Annotated in this window: 4 protein-coding genes; all 4 read left to right on the top strand. The window is 36.9% G+C overall.

Annotated elements, in window-relative coordinates:
• The first annotated feature begins 259 nt into the window (after positions 1-259).
• The 4 genes from AB5Z52_RS05000 (at position 260) to AB5Z52_RS04985 (ending at position 5,856) form a co-directional block, all read left to right on the top strand.
• Positions 260-1,573, top strand: a complete 1,314-nt coding sequence (locus AB5Z52_RS05000; RefSeq protein ID WP_288551592.1) for an NlpC/P60 family protein — start codon at positions 260-262, stop codon at positions 1,571-1,573.
• 144 nt (positions 1,574-1,717) lie between these two features.
• Positions 1,718-3,388, top strand: a complete 1,671-nt coding sequence (locus AB5Z52_RS04995) for a PTS transporter subunit EIIC (protein ID WP_041120311.1) — start codon at positions 1,718-1,720, stop codon at positions 3,386-3,388.
• Entirely contained in the window at positions 3,375-5,405 is a 2,031-nt protein-coding gene (locus AB5Z52_RS04990; RefSeq protein ID WP_288551593.1) for a BglG family transcription antiterminator, read from the top strand. Before AB5Z52_RS04995 ends, AB5Z52_RS04990 begins: the two co-directional genes overlap by 14 nt.
• A gap of 13 nt (positions 5,406-5,418) precedes the next feature.
• Positions 5,419-5,856 (top strand): PTS sugar transporter subunit IIA, encoded by a 438-nt coding sequence (locus AB5Z52_RS04985; RefSeq protein WP_029487365.1) that lies wholly within the window; start codon positions 5,419-5,421, stop codon positions 5,854-5,856.
• Positions 5,857-6,005: the final 149 nt, after the last annotated feature.

Genomic DNA, 6,005 nt, shown 5'->3' with positions numbered 1-6,005 from the left:
TATGTTTTTTAATACCTAAAATAAAAATGGGGCTGAAGAATCAATTCTGATTCATCAGTCCCATAAATTATAGAGCCTTTTTTTGTTATGTTTTGTATCGAATCTGGTAGATTATTTGAAATCTGTTTGTAACATTCTTTTTATCTGCTTGACATGTATCTATGTTACAATCGTTTTATCGTAAAAAGACTTTAGATATTCTTATATATTTTAAAATTAACTTAAACTTTCAATGAAAAGTCAGGCGGAGGAATGAAGGGTGAAAAAACGTATTCTATCAGTAATATTAGTGAGTTCCATTGCGCTTACTTCAGTTGTAGCACCAACACTTGTCGCGGCAGACGACTTTGATAGCAAAATCGAACAAAAAGATCAAGAAATCAGTAACCTAAAAAATCAACAAGCTGATGCTCAAGCACAAATCAAAGCATTGGAAAATGATGTTGCAGCTATCAATGAAAAAGCTGAAGCATTATTGACGCAACAATCTACTTTACATGCTGATTCAGAAAAATTACAAAAAGAAATCGACGACTTGAATGTTCGTATTGAAAAACGGGAAAAAGCGATTCAAGAACAAGCAAGAGATGTCCAAGTGAATGGACAAAGCACCAATTTTATCGATGCCGTTCTTGAAGCAGATTCTTTAACGGATGCTATCGGTCGCGTTCAAGCTATGACGACGATTGTTAGTGCTAATAACGAATTGGTTCAACAACAAAAAGCGGATCAAGAAACGGTTAAAACGAAAAAAAATGAAAATGATAAAAAACTAAAAGAAATTGAAGCAAATCAACTTGAACTTGAGAAACAAGTAGGAGCACTTCAATCGAAGCAAGCAGACTTGAATGTTTTGCAAGCAGATCTTGCTTTGCAACAATCATCTAAAGAAGATGAAAAAGCCGACCTAGAAAAACAAAAGGAAAGCTATCAGGCTGAACAGGCACGAATTGCTGCCGCAAAAGAAGCGGCAAAAGCAGCTCGAGAACGTGAAGAAGCTGCGCAAGCCGAATCAAGCACAAGTAGTACAACAAAAACAGGCGAATCAACTTCGTCGTATGAGTCAAGCTCAAATGAATCAAGCTCAACAAATGAATCTTCCAGTACTAACAGTACCGGAACAAGTGACTCAGTAGAAAATGATACACCAAAACAAGAAACAATTGTAAATAAGCCTGAAAATAAACCAGAAAACAATACAAACGTTCCTTCACAATCTGTAAACGGGTCAGCAATTGTTTCAGAAGCAATGAAATATCTTGGTACACCATATGTCTGGGGCGGAACGACACCGAACGGATTCGATTGTTCTGGTTTTACTCAATATGTGTTTGCAAAAGTAGGAATTTCATTACCTCGTGTGACCTATGATCAAGAGTATTCTGGCACGGTTATCTCAATCAATGAAGCAAAAGCTGGTGACCTATTATTTTGGGGATCGCGCGGAAGTACGCACCACGTGGCTATTGCACTTGGTGGGGGACAATACATTCATGCACCTACCATTGGACAAAGCGTTTCAGTTAGCAGCTACTCTTATTACGCACCAAGTTTTGCTGTGCGTGTTAATTAAATAAAAAATGGTAAAAATAAGGCAATAACTTGAGCTGACGTTTTTCGTCAGCTTTTTTGGTACATTCAAAAGGAGGAAGCATAATCTATGGTTATTCCTTTTTAGAGAAAACCAAATTATACTAGTGTTAGGTAGGTGAGGAGGATGAAGGGAATAAAAGACAGAGGACAAACAATTCAATTTTTAAAACTCTATACTCATTATTTTTCTGATATGATGATGCCAAATGTAAGTATTTTTATTGCATGGGCAGTCATTGCGTTTGCCGTACCCGTACTACATGCGGATCAGGGGGGGTTGATCAAGTCAGAAGAAGCTATTTTACATTTTCTCTTACCAATATTGCTTGCTTACACTGGCGGAAAAATGGTTGAACCAATAAGAGGTGGAGTTTCAGGAGCAATTGCAATTTTAGGGATGATTTTAACCTCTCAATTTCCACAAGTTTTTGGAGCAATGATTATCGGTCCGCTAACGGGTGGTATGCTTCGATTCTTTGATCATATCTTTTCTCGAAAAGTAAAGACTGGCTATGAGATGCTCTTTCGTAATTTTTCTGCAGGCTTAATTGGAGGTCTTCTATTTTTATGTAACTTTTTTGTATTTGGCCCTTTGCTCGATCAGCTTAGTCAACAAAGTTATCATTTAGTTGATTTTTTTCTCAAGCAGAATTTATTTCCTGCTATTCATCTTTTTCTGGAGCCACTAAAGGTTCTTTTTTTTAATAATATTATCAATCATGGTCTATTTACGCCGTTGGGTGTTGAAGGCGCCAGTATTCATGGAACGTCGATTTTATTTCTGCTTGAAGCCAATCCTGGTCCTGGTTTAGGCGTCTTGTTTGCATGTATGAGGTATGGTTCTAAAAAAGCAAGAAATGGGGCGACTGCTGCTGCATTTGTGCAAGCAATAGGAGGTATTCATGAAGTTTATTTCCCATTTATTTTAATGAACCCATTATTGATTATCGCACCGATTTTAGGTGGAGCTACTGGTACATTTATTTTTCAATTGAGTAAAGTTGGCTTACGATCACCGGCTTCACCAGGTTCTATTTTGGCTATCTTAACAAATACGCCAAATCACATGTGGTCAGGCGTATTAGCTGGAGTATTGGTAAGCACGCTTGTTTCTTTTTTTGTTGCCTATTTTGTTTTGACCTATCACTCAGTGAATGAAAAAAGTACGGAAGGAACAATATGTATGGATAAAGTAAAGAGAATTATCGTTGCATGCGACGCGGGGATGGGATCTAGCGCAATTGGGGCAAGTTTATTAACTAAACATTTAGAAGAAGCAGCCATTTCCATACCTGTCGATTATAATTCAATTTATCAGTTGAAGGATGGAGAAGATCTTTTAGTTATTACCCAATCAGGGCTTGGTGCTTTAGCTCAAACAAAGACACCTCAAGCACAACATTACTTCTTGAGTAACTTTTTAGCGGAATCAGAGTATGAAACACTAGTTAAACTTTTAAAGCAAGAGCAAGAAACGGTAGCAAATGTTTCTTTTAAAGTTGGGGAAAAAATCCCAACATTGATTTTTTTGTATGAAGGCAAGAAAAGAGGCGCTCAAACGATGGCTGTTGCAATCGTTCGTAAAATTGCCAATGAATTAGCCATACCTATTGAGGTAAAGAAAGAAGATATTGAGACAACCCAGTTTAATCCAGAGGCATTATATATCGTTCAAAAAGATTTTCAGCAAATGGCTGCATTAACAAATGTCACCCACTTAGTTGTCGATGATTTAGTGACAACTTCCAAATATCGTCAATTGATGACAGAAGGAGTCGCCTATGTTCTTGACTAAGCGTGAAACTATTTTGTTGACTGAGCTAATGAACAGTAACAGTCCTGTTTCTATGGACCGAATGATGCAGCTTTTGAAAGTAAGTAAGCGGACTGTCTACCGCGAATTAGCCAATTTAGAGAATTCGTTGCGTACTGTAGGGGCATCCTTAGAAAAAGAAGGTCGTGGACATTTTCGAGTCATTGTCGGGAATAGTATCACTCAGCTGCAAGAAGCAATTATGTCTGATCCATCCCAAGAGTTTGCGTCAATAGAGCGACAACATAGGATTTTGCTGCAATTAGCAACTACTGCTAAGCCGATTAGTAGCCATCGTTTTTTAGAGCTCTATCAAATCAGTAATACTACTTTTTTTTCTGATATTAAACAATTAGAAGAAAGTTTGGCGCGTCTTCCGTTGACAATTGTCCGTAATCAAGGATATGAGCTCAAAGGACCAGAAAAACATCGACGTTTAGTAGCAGCGAATACGTTGATGATGGAAATAAATGAATACCAGTTTTTTCATTTTCCTGAAGCAGAACAAACGGCGCATTTTTTATTTGAGTTTATTGAAAAACAGTACTTGATTTTAGCGCAAGATCTTATAAGAGAAGTGGTTGAATCTAAATATCCTGAGTTAAGTGATCGCAAGTTGGCTTTTATTGGTATTATGCTTGCTTTAGCCATGGAGCGAGTAGCAACAGGATTCTCAGTAGAGGAAGAAAGTTATCCAAGTCAAATCAACAAAGATTTGCTAAAGGTAGCTAAACAGATTTTTGCTCAAGTTGCTGAACAAACGAAGCGGTTGTATTCGGTTAATGAAATAGTTTTTTTTGCGATTTTATTAGGGGATTTTTCTAATTCTTTTGACCGCGATTTTTTTGAAGAGAATTTTGATACAACTTTGGCATATCAGGTAAAACGGTTGATCGAACTGATTAGCCAGCACACTGAGGTTGATTTTTTTGAAGATGAAATTTTATATAAAATGTTGCTAACACATATTTCTGGGGTAATGACCCGAGCGATTTTGGAAGAGAACCATCTAAACAATCCAATTTTAGAAAAAATAATGAAACAATATGAGGAAATTGCAGAAGCAATCCGTTTAAGCTTACCGCTTGTTTTCCCACAACAGCAGTTTTCAACAGAAGAAATTGCCTATATGGTATTGCACTTCGCAAACTCATTAGAAAAGAATCCTAAAGTGATGGAAGTCAATATTGCAGGTGTATCACCAAGCGGACTGGCTTCAATTAGTTTGTTAGAGATGCAGCTAAGAAAGCAATTTCCATTTATCAATAAAATTACTTTTTTCCGTGTGGGGGATATCGAACAGGATAAAATTGAGGGCAACTACGACTTGGTGATTTCCACATCTTTGTTGCCAGGTTATCGAGGAAAATATAAGCTAGTATCTCCTATTTTATTGGAAGAAGACATTCAGGAACTAAAAGAAGAATTTCGTCTGCTTAGTCAGAAAAAGAGACTTTCTCATGCAATACCTACGCCAGTTTCTACTAGGGAAGATACCTATGAAGATGTTCTAGCATTTATTGAGGAGATTAACCGCTTATTAGAATTGTTTACTCTTCAAACGATTGACAATGGCCCCAACTTAGAAGAAACATTATCTGAAGTGATGAAACATTTTTCCAAAGCGTTAGTGCAAGACAGAAAAAAAGTAGCCAATAAATTAGTGAAGCGCTATTTACAAGCCCCTGTTGGAATACCGAAGACTCACTTTGCCCTTTTTCATGCGTCAAGTACAGAAATTTTGCAACCAGTTTTCAAAATCTTTGATTTATCACAAGGACTATCACTTTATGCGATGGATAAACAAGAGATTAACGTAACTCGCTTGTTAGTTATGCTCGCTCCTTATCCAATCGATGAGCAAAGCAGTAAAATCTTAGGGAGGATTAGCGGTTCCATCATTATGAATGATCTCAATACAGAAATATTTAATTCAGGAAATTTTTCCATCATTTATCAATTGCTTGCTACGCTTTTGATTGAAGAAATCAAACAATAATGGGGAGGAGAAAATAGTGGATATTCCAGCAACACATATTTTGTTAGATCAGCGATTCCAAAGTGCAGAAGAAGCATTGCATGAGATAGGTACATTCTTAGTAGACCAAAAAATGGTTCAACCTCAGTATATAAACAGTTTAATTCAGCGACACAAAAAATATGGTGTTTATATAGGAAACTTTGTAGCCTTGCCTCACGGAGAAGAAGAGGCAGACAAATGGATTAATGAAGAAGGGATTTGTCTTGTTCAAGTACCAGACGGTGTCGATTTTGGCGATGCAAAAGAATCAAAGGTTACTACGATTCTGTTTGTGGTTGTTCTCAAAGAAAAGCAGTTGTCATGCTTGCAAGAAATTGCTTTTTTTTGTTCAGATATCCAAAATGTAAAACTATTAAGCGACGCCGCTACAATAGAGGAAATCCAAAAAATACTATCGCTAGAAGAGTAGAAAAGGGCATTTATTGATTAGTCATGCATTATGCATGGCTTTTTTTTGTAGATAAGAGACAAATTTTGGCACAGTTTCCTGTGACAAAGTACGACTTTCGAAGCTTTCGGAAAGCGCCTACAATCAAGGTGTAAAAACAAGTTGGGAGG

The sequence above is a fragment of the Enterococcus sp. RTP21361st1_A6_RTP21361_211029 genome, assembly GCF_040910045.1.
GTDB classification, from domain to species: Bacteria; Bacillota; Bacilli; order Lactobacillales; family Enterococcaceae; genus Enterococcus_D; species Enterococcus_D gallinarum.
This window is presented reverse-complemented; position numbering and strand designations above follow the sequence as displayed.

Coding starts and splice junctions, on each gene's coding strand:
- AB5Z52_RS04995 (WP_041120311.1), top strand. CDS start 1,718: ATGAAGGGAATAAAAGACAGAGGACAAACAATTCAATTTTTAAAACTC.
- AB5Z52_RS04990 (WP_288551593.1), top strand. CDS start 3,375: ATGTTCTTGACTAAGCGTGAAACTATTTTGTTGACTGAGCTAATGAAC.